Consider the following 18993-nt stretch of genomic DNA (forward strand, 5'->3'; position numbering starts at 1 on the left):
CGGCCGTCCCCATCGCTGTGGCGAGCCGCCGCACTCTCCCTCGCGCCCGGACCCCGATCCGGCGGACCTGAGACCCCGATGGTGGCTGAGGACCACGGTCGGTGTGCGTGTCCGCGTGGCCCGGTTCCCCCAGCGGCCTGATCCTCGGCCCGGCCGGTGGGACCGCCCGAACACCGAGTGTGATCCTCGACCCACTTTCACCGGCGGACCTGGCCGAACGTCGCTGCCCCTCGTCCGGCTCGCGGCCGAGGTCTGCCTGGCCCGGCCCCATAACGGAGGGCTGCCGGTGCACAAGTGGCACGTCACGGCGTTCGCCCTGCTCATGGCCGGTTTCGCTATGCTGGAACTGCGCGGTGGCCGACCCGGCTCCGGCGTCACGGCGGCCCGTCGGCCGCCGTTGGCGGCAGTCGGGCGGCGGCTCGGCACGCTGACCTGGTGGCGGGCCGGCTGGCAGTTCCTGGTATCGGGGGGCTGATTTCTCCTGTTCAAAACACGCGCGTAGACTAGTTCGGTGGCGCACCCGTTGCGCCGTCTCCGTCATGCGTGTAGCCAGCCAGGTACATGTGCGGCGGGCTGCGTCGAAGACGAAACGCGGAGGACATGGGCAAAAAAGACGGGGCTATCGAGGTCGAAGGCCGTGTGGTGGAGCCGCTCCCCAACGCGATGTTCAGGGTCGAGTTGGAGAACGGACACAAGGTCCTTGCACATATCAGCGGCAAGATGCGGCAGCACTACATCCGCATCCTGCCCGAGGACCGAGTGGTCGTGGAGCTCTCGCCCTACGACCTGTCCCGCGGCCGAATCGTCTACCGCTACAAGTAGAGCCACCGAATACAAGAGAGACAGGGACGTGAAGGTCCAGCCGAGCGTCAAGAAGATCTGCGACAAGTGCAAGGTGATCCGCCGTCATGGGCGGGTCATGGTGATCTGCGAGAACCTGCGCCACAAGCAGCGCCAGGGCTGATCACACCGCACTGACTGAAGAGGCCCTCCCCAAGCCTGCCGAGCCACTCGGGCTCGGTTCACCGTCGGACCAGGCCGGCGCCCGCCACCGTGCGGGGCGGCTGGGGAGAAGACCTGGAAACTACCTTCAAGAGGAGATATGGCACGCGTTGCTGGCGTCGACCTCCCCCGCGAGAAGCGGATGGAGATCGCGCTGACCTACATCTACGGCATCGGCCGTACGCGCTCCAAGGAGCTGCTGACCGAGACCGGGATCAGCCCGGACCTGCGCGCGAAGGACCTGTCCGACGAGGACGTCACGAAGCTGCGGGAATACATCGAGACGAACTTCAAGGTCGAGGGTGACCTCCGCCGCGAGGTGAATGCCGACATCCGGCGCAAGATCGAGATCGGTTGCTACGAGGGCATTCGTTGGCGTCGTGGCCTGCCAGTGCGTGGTCAGCGGACCAAGACCAACGCCCGCACCCGCAAGGGCCCGAAGAAGACCGTCGCCGGCAAGAAGAAGGCTGGTAAGAAGTGAGCCAGGTCGTATCGGTCGTCGCACAGCGACGTCGCAACCGGCAGTTCGTGGCCCTTCAGGTGGCGCCGAAGAGCGCCCGGCCACAGGCACTCCGCGACCTCTACCGCGTGCCCGGCTTCAAGCACGAGGCCGCCCGCGACGGTGATTTCGAACCGACCGCGGAGCCCGCGATCACCCAGACCTCGACTTCCTCGCGCTAACAGGAGCACCCCGAAGCAATGCCACCCAAGTCCCGTCAGGGCGCCGGCGTCAAGAAGGTCCGGCGCAAGGAAAAGAAGAACGTCTCTCATGGCCACGCGCACATCAAGAGCACGTTCAACAACACGATCGTCTCCATCACCGACCCCGCCGGCAACGTGATCAGCTGGGCCTCCAGCGGCCACGTCGGCTTCAAGGGCTCCCGCAAGTCGACCCCGTTCGCGGCGCAGATGGCGGCCGAGAACGCGGCCCGCAAGGCCGCGGAACACGGCATGCGCAAGGTCGACGTCTTCGTGAAGGGCCCCGGTTCCGGCCGGGAGACCGCGATCCGGTCGCTTCAGGCGGCGGGCCTCGAGGTCGGGACCATCCAGGACGTCACGCCACAGCCGCACAACGGGTGCCGTCCGCCGAAGCGGCGCCGGGTCTAGGGATCGGGGGAGTAGAGAATGGCTCGTTACACCGGCCCCGTGACCAAGAAGTCACGGCGGTACAAGGTTGACCTCGTCGGCGGCGACCGCGCGTTCGAGCGCCGCCCGTACCCGCCCGGCCAGCACGGCCGCGGTCGGGTCAAGGAGAGCGAGTACCTCCTGCAGCTGCAGGAGAAGCAGAAGGCTCGCTACACCTATGGCGTGCTGGAGCGGCAGTTCCGTCGCTACTACGAGCAGGCCGCGCGCACCAAGGGCAAGACCGGTGAGGCGCTGCTGCAGCTGCTCGAGTCGCGGCTGGACAACGTGGTGTACCGCGCGGGCCTCGCCCGCACCCGCCGCCAGGCGCGGCAGCTGGTCAGCCACGGCCACTTCATCGTCAACGGCAAGAGGGTCAACGTCCCGAGCTTCCAGGTGTCGAAGTTCGACATCATCGACGTGAAGCCGAAGTCGATGCCCACGCTGCCGTTCGTCGCCGCCAAGGAGTCCTTCGGCGACCGGCCCATCCCGGGCTGGCTGCAGGTCGTGCCGAACACGATGCGGATCCTCGTGCACCAGCTGCCCGAGCGCGCACAGATCGACGTGCCCGTGCAGGAGCAGCTGATCGTCGAGTTCTACTCGAAGTGATTCATCCCGGGAGGCGGCGCCAGCCGCCTCCCGGCACATCTCCGGTGGGCGTCAAATAGCGGTCGCCCCTGAGGTAAAGGAAAAAGAAAGTGCTGATTTCACAGCGGCCCTCGCTCGGCGAGGAGCCGGTCAACGAGACGCGTTCGCGGTTCACCATCGAGCCGCTGGAGCCCGGCTTCGGCTACACGCTGGGCAACTCGCTGCGCCGGACGCTTCTGTCGTCCATCCCGGGCGCCTCGGTGACCAGCATCCGCATCGACGGTGTGCTGCACGAGTTCACCACCGTGCCGGGCGTGAAGGAAGACGTCACCGACATCATCCTCAACCTCAAGGAGCTGGTCGTCAGCTCCGAGGAGGACGAGCCGGTCACCATGTACCTGCGCAAGCAGGGCCCCGGCGAGGTCACCGCGGGCGACATCGTGCCGCCGGCCGGCGTCACGGTGCACAACCCGGACCTGCACATCGCCACCCTGAACGGCAAGGGCAAGCTCGAGATCGAGCTGGTCGTCGAGCGCGGCCGCGGCTACGTGCCGGCCGTGCAGAACAAGCAGGCGGGCGCCGAGATCGGCCGTATCCCGGTCGACTCGATCTACTCGCCCGTCCTGCGGGTCACCTACAAGGTCGAGGCGACGCGTGTCGAGCAGCGCACCGACTTCGACCGGCTGATCCTCGACGTCGAGACCAAGCCCTCGATCACCCCGCGGGACGCCGTCGCGTCGGCCGGCAAGACGCTGGTCGAGCTGTTCGGCCTCGCCCGCGAGCTCAACGTGGACGCCGAGGGGATCGAGATCGGTCCGTCGCCGCAGGAGGCGGACACCATCGCCGCCTACGCGATGCCGATCGAGGACCTCGACCTCACCGTGCGTTCGTACAACTGCCTCAAGCGCGAGGGCATCCACACCGTGGGTGAGCTGGTGTCGCGCAGCGAGGCGGACCTGCTGGACATCCGCAACTTCGGTGCGAAGTCGATCGACGAGGTCAAGATGAAGCTCGTCGGTCTCGGCCTGGCGCTGAAGGACAGCCCGCCCGGGTTCGACCCGACCACCGCCGCCTCGGACTACGCGAGCGAAGGTTGGTCCTCGGACACCGGTGTCGGTGGGGACAGCGGTCACGATGACGGCCAGGACTACGCGGAGACGGAGCAGCTGTAATGCCCACGCCAACCAAGGGCGCCCGCCTGGGCGGCTCGCCGGCCCACGAGCGGCTGATGCTGGCAAACCTTGCCACATCGCTGTTCGAGCACGGCCGGATCCACACCACCCAGGCCAAGGCCAAGAAGCTGCGGCCGTACGCGGAGCGCCTGATCACCAAGGCGAAGAAGGGTGATCTCCACAACCGTCGCCAGATCATGCAGTTGATCCGGGACAAGGGGATCGTGCACCGGCTCGTCACGGAGATCGGCCCGTTCTTCGCCGACCGCAACGGTGGCTACACCCGGATCCTGAAGACGCTCCCGCGCAAGGGCGACAACGCCCCCATGGCGATCATCGAGCTGGTGGCTGAGAAGACGGTCACCGCCGAGGCCGAGGCCGCGCGCAAGACGCGGTTCGCCAAGGACGAGAAGGCCAAGTCCGAGTCCGCCGCCGCGACGGAGGAGGCCGAGGAGACCGCGACCGAGGCCGCCGCCGAGGACGCGGACGTCGAGGTCGAGGAGAGCGAGTCGGACGACGAGCACCCCTACGGCGCGGGCAGCCATGCCCCGCTGGAGGACGGCTCGGCGCCCGAGGGCTTCCCGATCAAGGGCAACGCCAACTCGATGCTGTTCCACGACCAGGAGTCGCCGCACTACGAGCAGACCGACCCCGAGGTGTGGTTCGCCACGGCCGAGGACGCGGAAGCCGCCGGCTTCAGCAGGCCGAAGACGCAGGAAGACGAGTCCTGACCGGTCTCGTCCCGGACGAGCCCGTCGCGCCCCCCGGGGCCGGCGGGCTCGTCCGCTTCCTGCTCGAGATCGCCTACGACGGCACGGATTTCTCCGGCTGGGCCCGGCAACCGGGCCGCCGCACGGTATGCGCGGTCATCGAGGACACCATGGCGCTCGTGTTGCGCCACGACGTCCGGCTCACGGTCGCCGGCCGCACCGACGCCGGGGTGCACGCGTCCGGCCAGGTGGCCCACACGGACCTGCCGGCCGCGCCGGACCTGTCGCGCCTGGCGCGCCCACTGCCCGCGGACGTGCGGGTCCACGGGATCCGCGTCGCGCCCCCCGGGTTCGACGCCCGCTTCTCGGCGGTCCGCCGCCACTACGTCTACCGCGTGTGCGACGCGCAGTGGTCCGCGGATCCCTTACGCCGCAAGGACACCGTGACGTGGCCACGGCCGCTGGACGTCGACGCAATGAACGAGGCGGCCGAGCGTCTCCTTGGCCTGCACGACTTCGTGGCCTTCTGCCGCCGTCGCGACGGCGCGACGACCATCCGCGACCTCCAACGCCTGCGATGGACCCGCAACGGCACGCTGGTGTCCGTGGAGGTGTCCGCGGACGCGTTCTGCCACTCGATGGTCCGCAGCCTCGTCGGGGCACTGCTGGCGGTGGGCGAGGGCCGCAAGCCGGGCGACTGGCCGGCCTCGATGCTGACCGCGGCGACCCGCCCGAGCACGATCACGGTGGCCCCGGCCCACGGCCTGACCCTGGTGGGCGTGGACTACCCCCCCGACGACCAGCTGGCCGCCAGGGCCGAACAGACCCGCAACGTCCGCGAACGGCTCTGAACAAGGAGATGGGCCCCTCCGGCGTGGAGGGGCCCATCCGCGCAGGCGTTGCCTACAGGTCGAGCGTCCAGGTGTCGATGCGTCCCGTGTCGAGGGAGGCGGCGTCGCGGACGCGGAGGTTCCACGTGCCGTTGGCGGTCTCACTCGCCAGGTTCACGGTGTAGGTCTGGTTGATGTTGTCGGCGCTGCCGCCGGCCCGGTTGTGCAGGTTGTACACCGACCCGTCCGGGGCGACGAGGTCGACGACCAGGTCACCGATGTAGGTGTGCACGATGTGCACCTCGACCGTCGAGCCGTCGCTGGCGGTCCCCGAGCAGCCGGAGATCGTGATCGGGCTGCTCACGGTCGAGTTGTCGTTGATCGCGAAGTCGGTGCCGTTGGTCGCGGCCGGGCAGGCGCCGTTGGACGGCGGGTCCGGCGGGGGCTCCGTGCCTGTGTACAGGAGCACCGGGTTCTGCGTGTTGGGGTTGGTGACCTTGTTGGGCGTGGCGTTGGCGACCAGGGCGTCGCGCACCTGCTGCGGCGTCGCGGTCGGGTGGTCGGCCAGGTACAGGGCCGCCGCGCCGGCCACGTGCGGCGTCGCCATCGACGTGCCGCTGATCGTGTTCGTGCCGCCGTTGAGCCAGTCGGACGTGATGTTCACGCCCGGTGCGAAGATGTCGGTGCAGGTGCCGAAGTTCGAGAACGAGGCACGCGCGTCGTTGGTGTCCGTGGCGTTGACGGTGATCGCCTCCGGCACGCGGGCCGGCGAGAAGCCACAGGCGTCGGCGTTCGAGTTGCCCGACGCGATCGCGTAGGTGACGCCCGACGCGATCGAGGACTTCACGGCGTTGTCGATGGGTGTGTTGCCGCCGCCACCGAGGCTCATGTTCGCCACGGCCGGTTTGATCGCGTTGGCGGTCACCCAGTTGATGCCGGCGACGACGCCCGCCTCCGTGCCGGAGCCGCCGTTGTCCAGCACGCGGACGGCGACGAGTTGCACGCCCTTGGCCAGACCGTAGGTCGTGCCGCCGATGTTGCCGGAGACGTGGGTGCCGTGGCCGTGGCCGTCATCGGCGGTGCCGCCGTCGACGGCGTCGAAGCCGGAGGTCATCCGGCCGCCGAAGTCGGGGTGGTCCAGGTCCGCGCCCGTGTCGATGATGTACGCGTGCACGTTGCTGGCCGTGGTCGAGTACGCGTAGTTCTGGTTGAGTGGCAGGTTCCGCTGGTCGACGCGGTCCAGGCCCCATGACGGCGGGTTGGGCTGGTCGGTCGTGATGTGGACCCGGTGGTTCTGCGCCACGTAGGCGACGTCCGGGTCGGCGGCGAGCTGCTTGGCCTGCTGTTCGGTCATCGAGGCCGCGAACCCGCTGAAGACGGCGTCGTACCGGTAGTTGACCTTGGACCCGAGCGAGGTGGCGGTGCTCTTCGCCTCGGCCGCGGCGGAGTCCTTGTAGACGACGATGTAGCTGCCGTCGATCGAGTCAGCCGTGCCGGCGCCGAGGATCTGGCCCTCGGCGGCCGACGCCGGCGTGATGCCGACGACCGCGAGGCCCACAGCCGCGGCTGTGGCGAACCCAGCTGACATAAGCCGTCTCATGGAGACGGCATGAGACCTTCCCATTCCCGTTTCTCCTTGTCGCAGGGCGCACGGACCCCCAGCCCTCGTGGAGGTCTCGTCGCGTAGGGGAGAGGACGTCGTTCGCAAGCGAACTATCTCCCACATTCGTACGCGACGAGCGGTTACGCAATAGAGTCACGCGTGTTCGGGAAGTTACTTATGAACACTTGACCTACGCTTGGGAACAAGTTCCACCGAACGGCCGCAAAAGTTGCGCCGAGTGCCCCCGCCCGAATCTCAGCGACCCGCAGAACCCCCAACGGGATACCTGAGGGAAACCAGACGTACCCCGAAGATCTTCGAACGCAGGTCCACACCACCCAACAGCTACCTCAGGGGAACGTGACGAAACCCAGCCACCATCCACCCCCGAAAACCGCACCATCCCCCGAAACGCGACCAACACAAAATCCCCGGGGAGGCGGACAGGGCTAGTCGCCGCGGCGGACCGGGCCCAGGATCTGCTGCTCCTTGGTGTTCGTGATCAGCCGCATCCGCTTCCACAGCATGTGGCCCAGCGCAACGACTTCCTCGTCCGGGAGCGTGGTCAGCTCGTGCACCATCGGCGGCGGCAGCCGCCACACGCGGGCCGCGAGCTGTGCCTGACCGACCGGCAACCGTTGCAGCAGCACGAGATCCGCCGCGTTCGCGGTGGCGCCGGCCTGCGGGTGCATGTACGGCAGCACGTAAACCGTTGTCTGCCAAGGAGAACGTGGCGGGAACAGCTCCTGTGGCGTGGGCCCGCCGTCGTGCACGACCAGCAGCGGTGCGTCCTCGGACGGCCGCGGCAGCTCGACCGGGGACAGGCGCCGGATCTGCACGAGCGGCGCCGGCCGCCCGTCCGGACCGGTGCCGGCCGCCTTCTGCAACACCTGCCACGCGGCCGGCCGCCCGGTCGCGACCACGACCCAAGCGCCGACGGCCATGGCACGCAACGCGACCTGCCGCGCGAGGTAGAGGCCGCCCACCAGCACGAGCCTCGTCGGCGCCGGACGCAGCGCGGAGATCGTCATCGGCTCGCCCTGCTGCGACGAGCCCAGCATCATGCCGCCGCGGTCGCCGGTCGGGCTGATCGCGTCGAGGATCGCGGGAGAGACCATGAACTCCTGCGCCAGACCGTTGCCGGTCTGGAGATCCATAAGCCTCGACGACTCGCTCACGACCGCACCACGCCCTCTCCTCGCAGGCTCCGAGTGGGCGGGCGCGGGTCGTTCGGTGTCTGATGGTTCGCTCCGCAGGCTTCGCTCACGACCGCACCTCGCCCTCTCCTCGCAGGCTCCGAGTGGGCGGGCGCTGGTCGTTCGGTGTCTGATGGTTCGCGATGCTCACGCCCTCCCTCCAAGCGGCAGCGTCGCGGCCAGACCGGCCACCTGTAGCCCACGCAGCGGCGTGAGCGTGATGCCCAGCCGGTCGGACATGGTCGACAGTCGGCCGTCCGCGTACTCCAGCTCACTCGGCGTGCGGGCGCTGACCCGCACCAGCCCACGCAGTCCGACCTGGTTCTCCTCGCCACCGGGTGAGATGGACACGACCACCGTCGACGACAGGGCTCGCACGCCGGTCAGCGCGTTGAGGCTGGTCGCGGGCTTGCCGCGGGACCAGCCGGTGATCGCGTAGCTCGCGTGGCCGATGCCGGCGACCGTCACGCCGGTCCACCGTTCGGTCAGCTTGGCGCGGGGTGTCGTCGGCGGTGGGCCCTGGTATCCGGGCGGGGTCGCCGGCACGTTCAGGGCACCGGTCAGCTCCGCGGCGGAGATGCCGGCCTTGAGCAGCTCGTCCGGGTCCAGCGGGCGGGTCGGCACGCCGCGCGACTCGAGCGCGTTGCGTACCCGGGACAGCGCGCCGATCAACGCGCGGTGCGCGCCGATCACGCCGCCGCCACGCTCACGCACCGCGGCCGGGCACCGGCGCGGGTCGAGCCGGACGGCGACCCACGTGGTGCGCCGCGCGGCGGCCGGCAGGGGGCCGAGCAGCTCCATGTACGACGCGAGCGCCGGTGAGTTCGGTGGCAGTGCGGCGCTGCCGGGGTAGCAGTGCCAGAGCACCTGAATGCTGTCGAGCACCACGCCGCGGTCCTCGAGGCACGGCGCGAGCGCGCCGAGCGGCAGGTTCGGGGCCCCGCCGAGCTGGGTGACCAGGCCGGGCGCCGGGTCGACCAGCAGCACCGCGGTCCACGTGCCGTCGTGCCAGGCGAGGCCGAGCGGCCGCCGCTCGTGGTCGGTGCCGTGTGCGACCACCAGGTCGGGCACGGCGAGGCGCAGCAGCGCGACGCGCGGGTCGTCCGGGCCGGTCACCGGAGTGATGTCGGAGTCCTCGATGCCCTCGATGCTCACCGGCTTGGTCGGCCTGGACAGCCGGGCGTGCGTGCGGAACGCGTAGCGCATGGTGAGGCCGATCCACTGCGTGAACCAGCGGCCCTTCCAGCGGATGAGCGCGACGACCAGCCCGATGACGGTGATCGCGATCGACACGTAGACGAGGTCGATGTTGATCGCGAGCATGATCAGCCCGATCGCGAACGCGACCTCCAGCACGACCAGGTTCGACACCGGCAGCGAGCCGAGGCTCGCGCCACGGGTGCGGCGCCGTGCCGACATGGGCGGGCGCGGGGGTGTCGCGGGTTGCGGTGGACCGGCCGGACCACCGGGTCCGTTGCCACCACCGCCACCACCGCCGGGGCCACCAGGACCGCCGGGTCCTGGCGGGGGACCTCCTGGGCCGGCCTGTCCGCGGCCGTTGGGGGCGACCGCCGGAGCACGAACGCCGCCGCCCGGTCCGCCGGGCATGCCGCGTCCGCCGTTGCCGGGCGGGGGGCCGACCGGGCCCTGTGGCGGTCTCGGCGGCTGTCCCGGCGGGGTGCGGCCGTCGCCGTGCCGTGGAGGTGTGCTCACCGACATCCGCTCGCTACTTCCCCTCATCCCGTGGCTCCCACCAGCACCGATTGTGCCGTTAGCTTCGAACCAACGTGCAACCGACACCCGTACGGCTATTCTGCGGAACCGTACCGCGATCGGGGAGCTGCAGAGGCGGAAATGCCAAGTACACCGACCACCAAGTCACAGGTCCAGGCGTATCGCTTCGTGCTGCGCAGGATGCAGTCGGCGCTGGTCCGCAAGGACGCGGTGATGCTGCACGACCCGATGCGCACGCACAGCCGTGCCACGGTCGTCGGGGTCTGTCTGGCGGGTATCGGTCTGATCGGCTTCCTGATCTGGGGGATCCTCTCGCCGCAGGCGAAGGCGCCGGGCTCGGACGGGATCGTCATCGGCAAGCCGTCCGGCCAGGTGTACGTGCTCATCGCGAAGCCGGACCGCAAGCTGATCCCGGTGTTCAACCTCGCGTCCGCGCGGCTTCTGCTGATGGCACAGCAACAGGAGGGTTCGCAGGACCAGCAGGGAGCGGGTGGCGCCGCGCCGGCCCCCGGCGCGGTCAAGGTCGTCGCGCCGAGCGTGGTCGACGACAACCAGCTGCGGGACATCCCCAAGGGCCGCAAGGTCGGCATCGCGGACGGTCCGGACCTGTTGCCCAGCGCGGACCAGCGCATCGATTCGGTGTGGACGGTCTGCGACCAGTACCTCCTCAACAAGGACCTGAACGATCCCGCGTCGGAGAACAAGGTCGAGACGACGGTGATCGCCGGCGTCAAGGGGCTCGGGAAGTTACTGCCGCAGGACCAGTCGTTGCTGGTGAAGGCGCCGGACGGGCAGACCTACCTCGTCTACCGGACGCCCGGCACGGCGAACCTGCCGAACACCAGCGCGGTCCGCGCGAAGGTCGACCTGACCGAGCCGGCGGTCCGCTCGGCGCTCGACCTCACCGGAAAGACACCCCGCGTGATCACGACCGGCATGCTGAACGCCATCCCGGAGAAGGCCGAGCTGAGGCCGCCTGACATCCCCGGCCGTGGCACCAACTCCAACATCGCCCTGGACGACCCGGACCTGCGCAAGGTCGGCTCGGTGTTCAAGGTCGAGCGGGCCGGCGAGGAGACCAAGTACTACGTCCTGCTCAAGGACGGCATCCAGCTGGTCAAGCAGTCCACGGCGGACCTCATCCGGTACTTCGACAACCCGGGTGCCCCGGAGATCAAGGCCGTCAACCCGGACAGGGTCTCCGGGCTCGACGACCCGAAGGTGATCGACGACTCGACCTACCCGGCGGAGGCCACGGACGTGCTCGACCCGGGCTCCAACCCGGTCGCGTGCCTCGGCTGGAGCTACACGGGTTCCGGGGGCAACGCCGACGAGCGCACGGCGGTGTACATCGGCGACACCCTCCCGGGCATCTCGACGGACTCGAAGGGCGTCCCGTCGTATGTCGACATATCGACGCCCAGTGCGGACGGTGTGCGCATCGACCACTTCTTCATGCCGCCGGGTCGCGGCGCGGTGGTCCGCCAGGCGACGTCCCGGGAGGACTTCGCCACCGGCCAGCTCACCCTGGTCTCCGACCGCGGCGTGAAGTACGGCATCCCGGACAAGGCGACCGCGGACGGGCTCGGCCTCGACAACGCGGTGCCCGCACCGGAGAACATCATCCGGCTGCTCCCGAACGGTGCCTCGCTGAGCGTCAAGGACGTGAAACAGAGCTACGACTCGACCCCGTTCGCCGGCGGCGAGTACCCGTCGACGACGAAGAACTCCGGCGGCGGCTGAGTTCTGTTCGCAAACCTTTTTCGCAAGCACCACAGCACGACAGCCGCCTCGCCTATCGTCGGATGCCTGACGAAGGGTGACATCGGTGACCGGGATCAAGCTGGACGCCGCCTGGGTGGGCGGTTACGCGAAACTGGCCGCGGAAAGCGGGGACGCCCTCGCCGAGGGCGTTGGCACGATGGCCATCGAGCCGCTGGACGACGAGTCGTTCGGCCAGCTCGGCCGTCAGCTGCGCACGCCGGAGGCGTACGCCAGAGCCGCCGGGCTGCTGCGTGACCAGCTGGCCCGCGCGGTCGAGGCGATGCACGGGGTGTCGGAGGGTCTCGGCGAGGTGACCAGGGCCTACCTGGACACCGACGAGTCGAGCAGGCTCGCGATCACGCGGGAGCTCCAGTGACCATCGAGGTAACGCAGTCCCCGGACGGCAAGGACATCGAGGGCCAGATCACCACGCAGCTCGCCTACCTGTCCCGCCTGGCGCGCCAGCTCGGCGTCAACGACCCGGTCGAGGAGTACTTCGCGCCGGTGGTCGGCCGGTGGAGCGACATGCACGCCGAGGCCGAGCGCTGGCGGACGGTCGGCGAGGGCGTCGAGCAGGTCACCGGCGCGCTGAACAAGCCCCTCGGCAAGCTGGACGCCGCGTGGGAGGGCGAGGCCGCGCAGTCGTTCATCGGGTACATGCAGCAGGTCGGCCTGGCCGGCAACGACCTGGCGGACGCCATGTCCGCGATGGCCGAGGTGCTGGACCAGACGGCCGACTCGATCCGCGAGATCGTCGTCGAGCTGGCCGGCGTGATGGCGGAGACGGCCGAGTCGGCGTCGGAGGCCATGTCCCTGCCGGTGCAGGGCGACGCCCGCACCCGCGAGTACCTGGACCTGATGCGGCGCCCGACGAAGGAGCTGTTCGAGGCGGTCCGCCAGGTGCTGGAGGCGTTCGTCCAGCTGTGCGAGGGAGCCGAGGGCGACGGCGCGTTCGGCGGGGTGACGATGGCGCACACCTACCCGGCCGAGGACTGGTCGTACGTCGTGCCGTCGACGCCCGGTGCGCCGGCGCCCGGTGACACCGGCGTTCCGGTGGACACCGGCACCGACGCGGCGGCACTCGGCGGTGGTCTCGGTGACTTCGGCGGGGGCCTGGGCGGCGGCGGTTTCGGCGGCGGTGCCGCCGCGGCGGCCGCGATGGACTCCCCGCTGGCGCCCGGCAACTCCACGGTGGCCGGTGAGCAGGCGCCACACTCGACCGCCGCACCCGGCGGCGCGGCCGCGGCGGCCAGCGCCGGCGCTTCGAAGGGTGGCACGGGAAGCGGCATGATGCCGATGTCGCCGATGATGGGCGGTCAGGGGCAGGGCCAGGGCGACCAGACGCACAAGTCACGCGCACGGGTCGTCGGCAACCCCCAGGACATCTTCGGCAAACCAGAACGCGCGAGCACCCCGGTGATCGGCGCCGACGACTAGGCCCTGACTAGGCCCCGCCGCCGGCGAACGCGCTGAAGGACGCCTCCGCACGCGGGCGAGGCGTCCTTCAGCGCATCGATGGGGTCAGCGGGCGCCCGCGGTGTCGGGGGCGATGTCCGACCCCATGGCGATGAGCACCGTGACAACGGAGAGCCAGGTCAGAACGAACATCATCATCCAGAAACGTGGGTTGGCGAACAGCCTGGGCATGGGGAACCTCCCTCAACACGAACGAACGGTTGGCCGAACTGGGTCGCTGGACGGCAACGGGCCGTCCAGCTAGAGCCATCGGTTCTTGCGGAAGATCCGGTAGAGGATCAGGCACGCGGTGACGATCACGCACATGATGAGCGGGTACCCGAACCGCCAGTGCAGCTCCGGCATGTAGTCGAAGTTCATGCCGTACACGCCGACCCCCATGGTCGGCACCGCGAGGATCGCGGCCCACGAGGTGATCTTGCGCATGTCGATGTTCTGCTGCAGCGAGATCTTCGCGAGCGTCGCGTCGACCAGCGTGGTGAGCAGCTCGTCGAAGCTCGCCACGCGCTCCGACACGGTCGTGAGGTGGTCGTCGACGTCGCGGAAGTACGAACGGACCTCCTCGGGCACCAGCGGCGTGTAGCCCTCGGCCAGCCGCCGCAGCGGCACCGCGAGCGGCATGACCGCGCGGCGCAGCTCCAGGATCTCCCGCTTCATCAGGTACATCTGCTCGGCGCCGATCGGCGACCGCGGCGCGAAGACCGTCGCCTCGATGACGTCGATGTCGTTCTCGAAGGCCTCGCTGACGGCCAGGTACGAGTCCACGATCCGGTCCGCGATCGCGTGCAGCACCGCCGCCGGCCCGATGCTCAGCCGGTCCGGCGCCGCCTCCAGCTCCTCACGCAGCTCGCTCAGGCTGGAGTGCTTCCCGTGCCGCACGGTCACGATGAACTGCTTGCCGAGGAACGCCATGATCTCGCCGGTCTCGACGATCTCGTTCGCGGTCGTCGGCGACTCGTGCTCGATGTACCGGACGGTCTTGAGCACCATGAACAGCGTCTCGTCGTACCGGTCGAGTTTGGGTCGCTGATGGGCGGTCACCGCGTCCTCGACGGCCAGCTCGTGCAGCCCGAACACCTCCGCGATGCCCTGCAGCTGCTCCTCGCCCGGCTCGTACAGCCCGATCCACACGAACCCGTCGCGCCGGCGCCGGACCTCGGTGATCGCCTCCAGCGGCGACCACTGCCCGGGCAGCCGCTCGCCCTCGACGTACACCGCGCAGTCGACGACGTGGGCCAACTCCTCCGCGCTCACCTGATGGTTCTGGTGGCGGCGGTTCACCCGGCCTCTCAGGTTGCCGAGCGAGGGGATCGCAGGCATGGTGACCTCCAGCTGGGTTTCGTTCGGAACTACGACGCGCCACGAAGGGCGCCGGAGCGTCCGCCCGGAACCAGTTGGGCCTGCCTGTCCTAGCGGGTGACCCTGTGCTGGCTGAAGAACCTTCCGGCGGGGACGCTGGTGCTACTGCGACCGATGGCGCCGGCATGGTTATGCGGGTCGCTCATTGCGTCCTCACCTCCTCGGGTCGAATGTCGGTGCGGGCTCACTCACACACCAGTGGTCAAGGGTACTCCACCTGAAAGACTGCTCGTGCCCGGTCGCGACAAGGAGGTTGGCACGTGCAGTTCGGTCGCTACTACGAGGAGTTCGAGGTCGGCGAGGTCTACAAGCACTGGCCCGGCAAGACGGTCACCGAGTACGACGACCACCTCTTCTGCCTCCTCACGATGAACCACCACCCGCTGCACCTGGACGCCAACTACGCCGAGAACACCACCGACTTCGGCAGGAACGTCGTGGTGGGCAACTACATCTACTCGCTGCTGCTCGGCATGTCCGTCCCCGACGTCTCCGGCAAGGCCATCGCCAACCTGGAGGTCGAGTCGCTGCGGCACGTCAGGCCGACCTTCCACGGCGACACCATCTACGGCGAGACCGAGGTCCTCGAGAAGACCCCGTCGAGGTCGAAGGACGACCGCGGCGTCGTGTACGTCGAGACGCGCGGCTACAAGCAGGACGGCACCGTCGTGTGCGTCTTTCGGCGCAAGGTGATGGTCCCCAGGAGGTCATACGGCGACGCGCGGGGCGGCGAGCAACCCGGACGGCCGGAGCCTCGGGCAAACTAGGCGTATGAACGCCGCACTGGATGTTATTCGCGAACGGTTGCGGCGGTTCGGCACGGACGTCGAGAAGACGTCACCGCTCTACAGCTACCTGGCCGTCAACGCGGCGGCCGACGAGGACGTCGCGCGCCTGCTCGCGGTGGCCCCCGCCCCCGAGCCCGAGCTGCTGCTCGCCGCCGTCCAGCGGGTGCTACAGGCCGAGCCGTTCCACGAGCTGACCAACTACTACCCGACGCTCGGCGGCTCGTACGGGCCGGACGCCGGCCTCTGGGGGATGTGGCGGGCGTTCGCGCTGGAGCGGGCCGACCGGGTCCGCGCGCTCGTCGCGACCCGCACCGTGCCGCGCGGCAACGAGGTCGGCCGTGCCGCGCTGTTCTACCCGGCGGTCGCGCTGGCGGCGCGGCAGGCCGGCGGCGGTCCGGTCGGGCTGCTGGAGGTCGGCTCGTGCGCGGCGCTGCTGCTGGGCATGGACCTGTACTCGTACCGGTACCAGTCCGAGCAGGCCGGCCAGGTCGCGGCCGGCCCCGGGCGGGCGGCGCTGGGCCTGCACTGCGCGCTGCGGCTGGAACCGGGGCAGAAGGGCCCGACGATCCCGAAGCGGTTGCAGGTGTCCGCGCGGGTCGGGCTCGACCACGATCCGGTAGACCTCGCGGACGAGGACGAGTACGCCTGGCTCGAGGCGTGCGTGTGGCCGGACCAGCCGGACCGGCTGCGCCAGCTGGGCGCGGCGGCGACCGTACGCAACAAGAAGCCGCCGATCCTGGTCAAGGGCGACCCCGTCGCGGACCTCGCCGGCGCGGCCGGGCGAATCCCCGACGATCTCCCGGTCGTACTACTCACCAGCAACGCACTGCGACCATTTTCAGCCGAACGGGTGACAGCCTTCCGTGCTGCTGTCGCTGAGTTGGCCGCAGCCCGCCCTACGTTCTGGGTGAGCCTGGAGGAGTACTCCGCCGGCCTGCTTCCGGACTATCCGGCACTGGACACGCCGCAGGCGGTGCTGTCCTGCACCCGCTGGACGGGCGGCGCCGAGCAGACGACCCCGCTCGCCAGGACGTCCTGGCACGGGGAGCGGATGCACTGGCTGGCGTGAGGCCACGAAGGACTCGTCGCGCGGCAGAGCCCTCGGCGGACGGTCCCGCACGGCATCACGCGCGGGGCAGGGCCCGCCAGTCGGCGAGCGTGTCCGCGAGCTGTGCCACCAGGTCCAGCTCGTCGAACTCCGCCCTGGTCACCCAGGCTGTCGCGGTGGCGTCGTCGCCCGCACCGAGCCGACCGCCGACCGCCTCGGCGGCGTAGTCGAAGATCAAGAACGGCCCCCGCTGTACGCTTCCGACCAAGGAACCGACCCGCACCTCCAGGCCGGTCTCCTCCCGGAGCTCGCGGGCGACGGCGGAAGCGTCGCTCTCACCCGGCTCCACGCGGCCGCCGGGCAGTGACCACTGCCCACGGCCTGGCTCGTTGGCCCTGCGGACCAGCAGAAGCCGGCCGGCCGCGTCGTGCACGACCGCCCCCACACACCTGATCAACTCATCGGCCACGAACACGAAGCGTAGCCGGAACCCACGCACGTGCCGAGTCCTTGCCCCAAGAGCAGTAATGGCCTCCCGCTCGGTCAGATCGTGGGGTACAACCATTTTCAAGAACAAAGTGCAGCAACCCACCCCAAGGACACGGAGTAACACCCGGTGAAAGTCAAGAAGGTCCTGATTCTGTCTGGCGCGGCGTTGTTGGTGTTCTTCCTCGTCACCCAACCCGAAGGTGCCGCGTCGATCGTCAACAGCATCCTCAACACGTTGCAGGAAGCCGCGGAAGCGTTGATCACGTTCGTGCGTTCGGTATTCAACGGCTGATCCCGGTACCGTCGAACCATGTTCGCCCCACGGGACCCAGACGAGTACCTACTCGACACCGAACGGCGAGTCATCCGGGTGCGCATGCACTGGGCCTGCCTCGCGTGGGACATCTTCGAGACGGTCGCGCTGCTCGCGGTCGCCGTGATGGTGTCGTACCTGCTGCCGCCGGCGATGTGGCTGGTACAGAACATCCTGTGGTACGCGGCTTTGTTCGTGCTGCTCCGCTTCACCTACGTGGTGATCAACTGGTGGGTGGAGCGGATCGTGGTGACGGACAAACGCATGATGATGACGACCGGCATCATCACGACGAAGGTGCTGATGATGCCGATCGGCAAGGTCACCGACCTGACCTACGAACGTCCGGTGTTGGGGCGGATCCTGGGCTACGGCACCATGATCGTGGAGTCCGCCGGTCAGATCCAGGCGCTGAACCGCCTCGAGTACCTGCCGAAGCCGGAGCAGGTCTACGACGCGATCTCCGAGCTGACCTTCGGTGACAAGGAGGCGCAGGCGAAGCGCTTCTCGATGATCAAGGCCCAGCGCCTTGCCCAGCGCAAGCCGATGCCACGCTGACGGGGATCTCGCGTTCAATAGGGACCGTGAGGATCGATCTACACACCCACTCGACCGTCTCGGACGGCACCGACACACCAGCGGAGCTGGTGGCCAACGCGGCGGCCGCGGGTCTGGACGTGCTGGCCATAACCGACCACGACACCACCGCGGGCTGGGCGGAGGCGGAGGCGTCGTTGCCGCCGGGACTGAGCCTGGTCCGGGGCGCCGAGCTGTCGTGCGTGAGCCCTGACGGCCGTGGCGGCCACTGCACCGTGCACCTGCTGGCGTACCTGTTCGACCCGGACGCGCGGGCGGTGGTCAGCGAGTACGCCCGAGCCCGCGCCGAGCGCCGCGGCCGCCTGGCGAAGATCGCGGACCGGATGGCGGCTGACGGGTTTCCCGTCAGCGGCGAGAGCTTGCTCGCGGCCATCCCGGAGGGATCGACGGCCGGCCGCCCACACCTGGCGATGGCGTTGATAAGGGCGGGCGTGGTGTCGTCGGTCGACGAGGCGTTCGCGAGGTTCCTCAACGACCGGGGCCGGTACTACCTGCCAAGCTCCCGCACGCCGATCGAGGCCGCCCTCGAGATGATCCAGGCCGCGGGCGGGGTGACCGTGCTGGCACACGCCTTCGCCACCCACCGGGGCCCGACGGTGACCGCCGACGTGATCAAGGAGCTGGCCGGCCTGGGGCTGGGTGGGGTGGAGGTCAACCACCCCGACCACGACGAAGATGCCCGCAAACGCTTGCGCCGCCTGGCGGACGAGCTGGGCCTGATCACCACCGGCTCCAGCGACTACCATGGCACGAACAAGGTCATCGGCCTCGGCCAGGAGACCACCGACCCCGACCAGCTGGCGGAGATCGCGAGCCGCGCGACGGGAGTCGCGGTGGTGGAGGGCTGAGGGGTTGGGTTCGGGCTGAGTCTGCGGCCGAGTGCGTTCCTCATCGAGGGTGGGTCGCCTGCCTGCTCTTCTGGCGGTTCGGCACGGACGCCTCGCTCGTGTCGTTCCACATCCGGACGCCCTCGTGCACCTCTCGCTCATCGCCAGCATGATCGGGCTCGGCGTCCTCGGCGCTCTCGCTGGAGCGGGGCCTGTCGGGCCCGCGTCGGGTTGGCTGGGCGAGCCGGCTGGGCGGCTGTGGATGGCTGAGTCGGCTGAGGATGGCTGAGGCGGCAATGGATCGCTGAGCCGACAGAGAGCATCATCCGCTCGGTGCGGCGGTGCGGCGGTGCGGCGGTGCGGCGGTGCGGCGGT

At 69.4% G+C, this 18993-nt stretch carries 23 protein-coding genes and 1 pseudogene; 18 read left to right on the forward strand and 6 right to left on the reverse strand.

The features are described 5' to 3' along the window. Positions 1-286 precede the first annotated feature (286 nt). The 10 genes and pseudogenes from VET29_RS16180 (at position 287) to truA (ending at position 5445) form a co-directional block, all read left to right on the forward strand. On the forward strand, positions 287-475 hold the full coding sequence (locus VET29_RS16180) for a hypothetical protein (protein WP_324920898.1): 189 nt from the start codon (positions 287-289) through the stop codon (positions 473-475). A 125-nt stretch (positions 476-600) separates the two neighbouring features. Next, positions 601-822, forward strand: coding sequence for a translation initiation factor IF-1 (gene infA, locus VET29_RS16185; RefSeq protein WP_005166804.1), 222 nt, complete (start codon positions 601-603; stop codon positions 820-822). Between the two features lie 28 nt (positions 823-850). After that, positions 851-964 carry a 50S ribosomal protein L36 gene (rpmJ, locus tag VET29_RS16190; RefSeq protein WP_010148647.1) on the forward strand — a complete coding sequence of 38 codons (114 nt, stop codon included), beginning with the start codon at positions 851-853 and terminating at the stop codon, positions 962-964. Positions 965-1102: 138 nt separating this feature from the next. Next, positions 1103-1483 (forward strand): 30S ribosomal protein S13, encoded by a 381-nt coding sequence (gene rpsM, locus VET29_RS16195; RefSeq protein WP_324920920.1) that lies wholly within the window; start codon positions 1103-1105, stop codon positions 1481-1483. Then, complete coding sequence (locus VET29_RS16200; RefSeq protein WP_324920922.1) at positions 1480-1683, forward strand: hypothetical protein; 204 nt, start codon at positions 1480-1482, stop codon at positions 1681-1683. The genes rpsM and VET29_RS16200 overlap by 4 nt, the downstream gene beginning before the upstream one ends. Positions 1684-1701: 18 nt before the next feature. Then, a complete protein-coding gene (gene rpsK, locus VET29_RS16205) occupies positions 1702-2109 on the forward strand; it encodes a 30S ribosomal protein S11 (protein WP_324920924.1) in 408 nt (135 codons plus the stop codon). Between the two features lie 18 nt (positions 2110-2127). After that, positions 2128-2733 carry a 30S ribosomal protein S4 gene (gene rpsD, locus VET29_RS16210; protein WP_324920926.1) on the forward strand — a complete coding sequence of 202 codons (606 nt, stop codon included), beginning with the start codon at positions 2128-2130 and terminating at the stop codon, positions 2731-2733. An 89-nt stretch (positions 2734-2822) separates the two neighbouring features. After that, positions 2823-3884 (forward strand): DNA-directed RNA polymerase subunit alpha, encoded by a 1062-nt coding sequence (locus VET29_RS16215; RefSeq protein ID WP_324920928.1) that lies wholly within the window; start codon positions 2823-2825, stop codon positions 3882-3884. Continuing rightward, positions 3884-4408 (forward strand): annotated as a pseudogene (gene rplQ / locus VET29_RS16220) (50S ribosomal protein L17); the annotation flags it as partial. The gene VET29_RS16215 and the pseudogene rplQ, both read left to right, overlap by 1 nt. A gap of 266 nt (positions 4409-4674) precedes the next feature. Next, on the forward strand, positions 4675-5445 hold the full coding sequence (gene truA, locus VET29_RS16225; RefSeq protein WP_324920968.1) for a tRNA pseudouridine(38-40) synthase TruA: 771 nt from the start codon (positions 4675-4677) through the stop codon (positions 5443-5445). A gap of 52 nt (positions 5446-5497) precedes the next feature. On the opposite strand, the gene VET29_RS16230 is transcribed toward truA, so the two are convergent. The 3 genes from VET29_RS16230 to eccE all read right to left on the reverse strand — a co-directional run bounded on the left by VET29_RS16230 (position 5498) and on the right by eccE (position 9642). Beyond that, positions 5498-7048, reverse strand: coding sequence for a S8 family peptidase (locus tag VET29_RS16230; RefSeq protein WP_414636512.1), 1551 nt, complete (start codon positions 7046-7048; stop codon positions 5498-5500). Positions 7049-7476: 428 nt separating this feature from the next. Continuing rightward, positions 7477-8184 carry a hypothetical protein gene (locus tag VET29_RS16235; RefSeq protein WP_324920970.1) on the reverse strand — a complete coding sequence of 236 codons (708 nt, stop codon included), beginning with the start codon at positions 8182-8184 and terminating at the stop codon, positions 7477-7479. 186 nt (positions 8185-8370) lie between these two features. Next, positions 8371-9642 (reverse strand): type VII secretion protein EccE, encoded by a 1272-nt coding sequence (gene eccE / locus VET29_RS16240; RefSeq protein ID WP_324920932.1) that lies wholly within the window; start codon positions 9640-9642, stop codon positions 8371-8373. Positions 9643-10077: 435 nt separating this feature from the next. Between eccE and eccB the strand changes: the two genes are divergently transcribed. From eccB to VET29_RS16255, 3 genes are all read left to right on the forward strand, one after another. Next, positions 10078-11700, forward strand: coding sequence for a type VII secretion protein EccB (eccB, locus tag VET29_RS16245; protein WP_324920936.1), 1623 nt, complete (start codon positions 10078-10080; stop codon positions 11698-11700). 85 nt (positions 11701-11785) lie between these two features. Further along, positions 11786-12097, forward strand: a complete 312-nt coding sequence (locus tag VET29_RS16250; RefSeq protein ID WP_324920938.1) for a hypothetical protein — start codon at positions 11786-11788, stop codon at positions 12095-12097. After that, the gene (locus VET29_RS16255; RefSeq protein ID WP_324920940.1) at positions 12094-13158 is read left to right on the forward strand and encodes a WXG100 family type VII secretion target; all 1065 of its coding nucleotides are present in this window, start codon (positions 12094-12096) and stop codon (positions 13156-13158) included. Before VET29_RS16250 ends, VET29_RS16255 begins: the two co-directional genes overlap by 4 nt. A gap of 84 nt (positions 13159-13242) precedes the next feature. Here VET29_RS16255 and VET29_RS16260 read toward each other — a convergent pair whose 3' ends face one another. Both VET29_RS16260 and corA read right to left on the reverse strand, forming a co-directional pair. After that, positions 13243-13368: a hypothetical protein gene (locus tag VET29_RS16260; RefSeq protein ID WP_324920944.1), complete on the reverse strand. Its 126-nt coding sequence runs from the start codon at positions 13366-13368 to the stop codon at positions 13243-13245. Between the two features lie 69 nt (positions 13369-13437). Next, positions 13438-14517 carry a magnesium/cobalt transporter CorA gene (gene corA / locus VET29_RS16265; protein ID WP_324920947.1) on the reverse strand — a complete coding sequence of 360 codons (1080 nt, stop codon included), beginning with the start codon at positions 14515-14517 and terminating at the stop codon, positions 13438-13440. Positions 14518-14816: 299 nt separating this feature from the next. Here corA and VET29_RS16270 point away from each other — a divergent pair, with 299 nt between their 5' ends. Both VET29_RS16270 and VET29_RS16275 read left to right on the forward strand, forming a co-directional pair. Further along, positions 14817-15323, forward strand: a complete 507-nt coding sequence (locus VET29_RS16270; protein ID WP_324920949.1) for a MaoC family dehydratase — start codon at positions 14817-14819, stop codon at positions 15321-15323. A 4-nt stretch (positions 15324-15327) separates the two neighbouring features. Then, positions 15328-16413, forward strand: a complete 1086-nt coding sequence (locus VET29_RS16275; RefSeq protein WP_324920951.1) for a DUF2332 domain-containing protein — start codon at positions 15328-15330, stop codon at positions 16411-16413. 55 nt (positions 16414-16468) lie between these two features. Here VET29_RS16275 and VET29_RS16280 read toward each other — a convergent pair whose 3' ends face one another. After that, a complete protein-coding gene (locus VET29_RS16280) occupies positions 16469-16861 on the reverse strand; it encodes an NUDIX hydrolase (protein WP_324920954.1) in 393 nt (130 codons plus the stop codon). Between the two features lie 147 nt (positions 16862-17008). Between VET29_RS16280 and VET29_RS16285 the strand changes: the two genes are divergently transcribed. The 3 genes from VET29_RS16285 to VET29_RS16295 are packed head-to-tail and all read left to right on the forward strand — an operon-like array spanning position 17009 to position 18639. Further along, positions 17009-17173 carry a hypothetical protein gene (locus VET29_RS16285; RefSeq protein WP_324920957.1) on the forward strand — a complete coding sequence of 55 codons (165 nt, stop codon included), beginning with the start codon at positions 17009-17011 and terminating at the stop codon, positions 17171-17173. An 18-nt stretch (positions 17174-17191) separates the two neighbouring features. After that, positions 17192-17752 carry a PH domain-containing protein gene (locus tag VET29_RS16290; RefSeq protein WP_324920959.1) on the forward strand — a complete coding sequence of 187 codons (561 nt, stop codon included), beginning with the start codon at positions 17192-17194 and terminating at the stop codon, positions 17750-17752. Positions 17753-17778: 26 nt separating this feature from the next. Beyond that, entirely contained in the window at positions 17779-18639 is an 861-nt protein-coding gene (locus tag VET29_RS16295) for a PHP domain-containing protein (RefSeq protein ID WP_324920961.1), read from the forward strand. The last annotated feature ends 354 nt before the right edge of the window (positions 18640-18993 follow it).

It is taken from the genome of Actinophytocola sp. (assembly GCF_035634895.1).
Classification (GTDB): Bacteria; Actinomycetota; Actinomycetes; order Mycobacteriales; family Pseudonocardiaceae; genus Actinophytocola.

Excerpts from the sequence above, each read along its gene's own strand:
- VET29_RS16290 (WP_324920959.1), top strand. The coding sequence starts at position 17,192 with ATGTTCGCCCCACGGGACCCAGACGAGTACCTACTCGACACCGAACGG.
- corA (WP_324920947.1), bottom strand. The coding sequence starts at position 14,517 with ATGCCTGCGATCCCCTCGCTCGGCAACCTGAGAGGCCGGGTGAACCGC.
- rpsM (WP_324920920.1), top strand. The coding sequence starts at position 1,103 with ATGGCACGCGTTGCTGGCGTCGACCTCCCCCGCGAGAAGCGGATGGAG.
- eccB (WP_324920936.1), top strand. The coding sequence starts at position 10,078 with ATGCCAAGTACACCGACCACCAAGTCACAGGTCCAGGCGTATCGCTTC.
- VET29_RS16275 (WP_324920951.1), top strand. The coding sequence starts at position 15,328 with ATGAACGCCGCACTGGATGTTATTCGCGAACGGTTGCGGCGGTTCGGC.
- VET29_RS16260 (WP_324920944.1), bottom strand. The coding sequence starts at position 13,368 with ATGCCCAGGCTGTTCGCCAACCCACGTTTCTGGATGATGATGTTCGTT.
- VET29_RS16230 (WP_414636512.1), bottom strand. The coding sequence starts at position 7,048 with ATGGGAAGGTCTCATGCCGTCTCCATGAGACGGCTTATGTCAGCTGGG.
- rpsK (WP_324920924.1), top strand. The coding sequence starts at position 1,702 with ATGCCACCCAAGTCCCGTCAGGGCGCCGGCGTCAAGAAGGTCCGGCGC.
- VET29_RS16235 (WP_324920970.1), bottom strand. The coding sequence starts at position 8,184 with ATGGATCTCCAGACCGGCAACGGTCTGGCGCAGGAGTTCATGGTCTCT.
- rpsD (WP_324920926.1), top strand. The coding sequence starts at position 2,128 with ATGGCTCGTTACACCGGCCCCGTGACCAAGAAGTCACGGCGGTACAAG.
- infA (WP_005166804.1), top strand. The coding sequence starts at position 601 with ATGGGCAAAAAAGACGGGGCTATCGAGGTCGAAGGCCGTGTGGTGGAG.
- eccE (WP_324920932.1), bottom strand. The coding sequence starts at position 9,642 with ATGTCGGCACGGCGCCGCACCCGTGGCGCGAGCCTCGGCTCGCTGCCG.